Below are 3,589 nucleotides of genomic sequence, written 5' to 3'. Positions count from 1 at the left end.
CAGGCCTACCAGCACATGATTCCGGACAACCACGTGCTGGTCGCCTTCGGCGTGCTGGTGGTGGGCATGATCACCGGCATCGACGGCTCGGGCTTCGCCGGCCTGCCGCTGACCGGCACGCTGGCCGGCGCGCTCGGCCCGACCGTCGGGCTGGACGCCGCCACCTTGTGCGCGGTCGGCCAGATGGGCGCGGTGTGGACCGGCGGCGGCACGCTGATCGCCTGGTCCTCGCTGGTGGCCATTGCCGGCTTCGCGCGCGTGCCGGTGCTCGACGCCGTGCGCGCGCTGCTGGTGCCGGTGCTGGCCGGCCTGGCGGTATCGACGATGTGCGCCGTGGTGCTGTGGCGCTGAAACGCCGCAACGCTGAAACGCTGAAACGCAAGCCCCCCATTCCCCTCACCCTGATGGAGCAAACCGCATGACAACCGCAATTCCGCCCGAAGGCGTGCGCGCGCCGCACTGCATGGTCGCCACCGGCCACCCGCTCGCCGCCCAGGCGGCGCTGCGGGTGCTGCGCGAAGGCGGCAGCGCCGTGGACGCGGCGCTCGCGGCCGACGCCATCCTCGGCGTGGTGGAGCCGATGGCCACCGGCATCGGCGGCGACATGCTGGCCATGATCGTCGAGCCCGACGGCCATGCGGTCAGCTACAACGGCACCGGCCGCGCGCCGGCCGCCTTCCCCGTAGAGGCGCTGGCCGGTCTGCCCAACCAGCGCATCCCCGAGCGCCACGCGCTCTCGCTGACCACGCCGGGCGCGGTGCGCGGCTGGGAAGACCTGCACCGCCGCTACGGCCGCATGGAGTGGAAGCAGTTGTTCGCCCCGGCCATCGCGCTGGCGCGCGACGGCTTCGCGGTGGCGCCGGTGGCCGCGCGCGAATGGGCCGTGTTCGACCGCGTGCTGCACCAAGACCCGGTCTGCGCCGCGCTCTACCGTGCCGGGCGCCCGCCCGTGGCCGGCGAGACCTTCAGCAACCCGGAACTGGCCAGGGTACTGAGCGCCATCGCCGCCGAAGGCGCCGACGCCTATTACCTGGGCGCGCCCGCGCAGGCGGCCGAGACCGCCAGCCGCCATGCCGGCGGCGCGCTGGCCGTGGCGGATTTCGCGGCCCACCGCGGGGACTTCTGCACGCCGGTTTCCACCGAGTTCCGCGGCCTGACCATCCTCGAGTGCCCGCCCAACACGCACGGCGTGGCCATCCTGCACGCGCTCGACGAGCTCGGCCAGCTCGATCCGGCCCTGCTGGCCGAGGACGATCCCGCCGCCGTGCTGCGCACCGTGCGGGCGATGGGCCGCGCCATGCAATACGCCAAGCAGACCGTGGCGGACCCGGCCGGCAACACCGTCTGCACCGTGGTGGTGGACCGCGACGGCCTCGCCGTCACGCTGATGACCAGCATCTTCAAGCGCTTCGGCTCCGGCATCGCGGTGCCGGGCTGCGGCTTCGTGCTGCAGAACCGCGGCTTCGGCTTCGCCGGCCCGGGCCACATCAACAGCCCGGCGCCGGGCAAGCGCCCGTATCACACCGTGGTGCCGGGCGCGGCGCTGCGCGACGGGCGCTTCCATGCCGGCTTCGGCGTGGTCGGCGGGCTGATGCAGCCGCAAGGCCAGCTGCAGTTGCTGGTGCGGCTGGCGGCGTGGCAGCAGCCGCTGCAGGCCGCGCTCGACGCGCCGCGCTGGCGGCTGGAGTCCGACACCGCGCTCGCCATCGAAGCCGGCACGCCGCCGGCCATCGCGAAGGCCCTGCGCGACGCCGGCTACGGCGATCCGGCCGGCCTCGGCGAACTCGGCGGGCGCAGCGATTTCGGCGGCGCGCAGATCGTCATGCGCGATGCCGACGGCAGCCTGCTGGGCGCGTCGGACAAGCGCAAGGACGGCATCGCGCTGGGCGAGTGAGCTCGGCGCCGCCCCTTCCCAACCCTCGAACCAACCCGTACCCCATCCGTGACCCTGAAGATCTACGGCATCGCCGCCTCGCGCGCCATCCGCCCGCTGTGGGCGGCCGAAGAACTCGGCCTGCCCTACGAGCACGTTCCGCTGCACTACGCCTCGCCCGAAGCCAAGGCGCCGGCCTACCTGGCGATCAATCCCAACGGCATGGTGCCGGCCATCGACGACGACGGCCTGGTCCTCTACGAATCGCTGGCCATCACCCTGTACCTCGCGCGCCGGCACGCCGGCCGCGTGCTGTGGGACGGCACCGCGCGGCAGGATGCCCTCATCCTGCAATGGACGCTGTGGGCCGCCACGATGGTCGAGCCGCTCACCACCCAGCTCGCCCAGCACACCCGCCTGCTGCCGCAGGCGCAGCGCGACCCGGCCCAGGCCGCCGCCGCGCTGGCCGCGCTGCGCAAGCCGCTGGCCGTGCTCGACGCCCATTGCGCGCGCCAGCCCTACCTGCTCGGCGACAGCTTCACCGTGGCCGACCTCAACCTCGCCGCGGTGCTGCATCGGCTGGCCGACCTGGACGCGGCGGACCTCGCCAACGTGGCCGCGTGGCACCAGCGCTGCGTGGCGCGGCCGGCGGCGCAGCGGGCCTTCGCGCTGCGGCAGAAGACCGCCTAGCGCCACGTCGGTCCGGCGCCTCAGTCCAGCGCGTCGGTCCGGCGCCTCAGTCCAGCGCTTCAAGCGCCAGCGCGATGCCCTGGCCGCCGCCGATGCACAGCGTCACGATGCCGCGCCGGATGCCGTCCGCGCGCATCGAGTACAGCAGCCGCGTGGTCAGCACCGCGCCGGTGGCGCCGATCGGATGGCCGTGCGCGATGGCGCCGCCGTCCACGTTGATGATGTCGAGCGGCAAGCCCAGCTCGCCGGCCACCGCCAGCGGCACCGCCGCGAACGCCTCGTTGATCTCCACGCGCTCCACGTCGCCCAGCGCCCATTGCGCGCGCTGCAGCGCCTGGCGCACGGCCGGTACCGGGCCCAGACCGAACAGGCCCGGCTCGACCGCGCCGACGCCGTAGGCCACCAGCCGCGCCATCGGCACGAGGCCCTTCGCCTCGGCCAGCGAGCGCTCGGCCACCACCATCGCCGCCGCGCCGCTGTTGAGCCCCGGCGCGTTGCCCGCCGTGATGGTGCCGTTCTTGCGGAACGCCGGCTTCAGCTTGCCGAGGATCTCGAAGGTGGTGTCCGGCCGGTTCGCCTCGTCCACGCTGAACGTCGCCATGCCGCCCTTGGCCTTGACCGGCACGCCGACGATCTGCGCGGCGAAGCGGCCCTGCTCCTGCGCGCGCGCGAAGCGCTGCTGCGAGCGCTCGGCCCAGTGGTCCTGGTCTTCGCGGGTCAGCTTGCTGCGCTCCACCAGGTCTTCGGTGTGCCAGCCGGAATGCTCGCCCGAGAACGCATCCACCAGGCCATCGCGCAGCATGCTGTCGTACAGCACCGCGTCGCCCATGCGGCTGCCCCAGCGCCCCGCCGGCATCAGGTAGGGCGCCTGGTCCATGTTCTCCATGCCGCCGGCGATCGCCACGTCCACGTAGCCCAGGCGGATCTCGTCGGCCGCGCTGGCGATGGCCTGCGCGCCGGAGCCGCACACGCGGTTGACCGTCATCGCCGGCAGCGAAACCGGCAGGCCGGCGCCGCGCGCGGCCT

General features: G+C 73.8%; 3 protein-coding genes and 1 pseudogene. 3 read left to right on the top strand and 1 reads right to left on the bottom strand.

Annotated elements, in window-relative coordinates:
* From K206_RS0119755 to K206_RS0119745, 3 genes and pseudogenes are all read left to right on the top strand, one after another.
* Positions 1-351: pseudogene (locus tag K206_RS0119755) on the top strand (hypothetical protein); the annotation flags it as partial.
* Positions 352-418: 67 nt separating this feature from the next.
* Positions 419-1,894: a gamma-glutamyltransferase family protein gene (locus tag K206_RS0119750; RefSeq protein WP_020204121.1), complete on the top strand. Its 1,476-nt coding sequence runs from the start codon at positions 419-421 to the stop codon at positions 1,892-1,894.
* 48 nt (positions 1,895-1,942) lie between these two features.
* A complete protein-coding gene (locus K206_RS0119745) occupies positions 1,943-2,563 on the top strand; it encodes a glutathione S-transferase family protein (RefSeq protein WP_020204120.1) in 621 nt (206 codons plus the stop codon).
* A 46-nt stretch (positions 2,564-2,609) separates the two neighbouring features.
* Here K206_RS0119745 and K206_RS0119740 read toward each other — a convergent pair.
* Positions 2,610-3,589 (bottom strand): thiolase family protein (locus K206_RS0119740; RefSeq protein WP_020204119.1); only part of this gene is annotated, 980 nt, incomplete at its 5' end.

This window comes from Cupriavidus sp. WS (assembly GCF_000395345.1).
GTDB classification, from domain to species: Bacteria; Pseudomonadota; Gammaproteobacteria; order Burkholderiales; family Burkholderiaceae; genus Cupriavidus; species Cupriavidus basilensis_B.
The sequence above is the reverse complement of the archived record's forward strand: the minus strand, read 5'-3'. Positions and strand labels throughout refer to the sequence as shown.

Excerpts from the sequence above, each read along its gene's own strand:
- K206_RS0119750 (WP_020204121.1), top strand. The coding sequence starts at position 419 with ATGACAACCGCAATTCCGCCCGAAGGCGTGCGCGCGCCGCACTGCATG.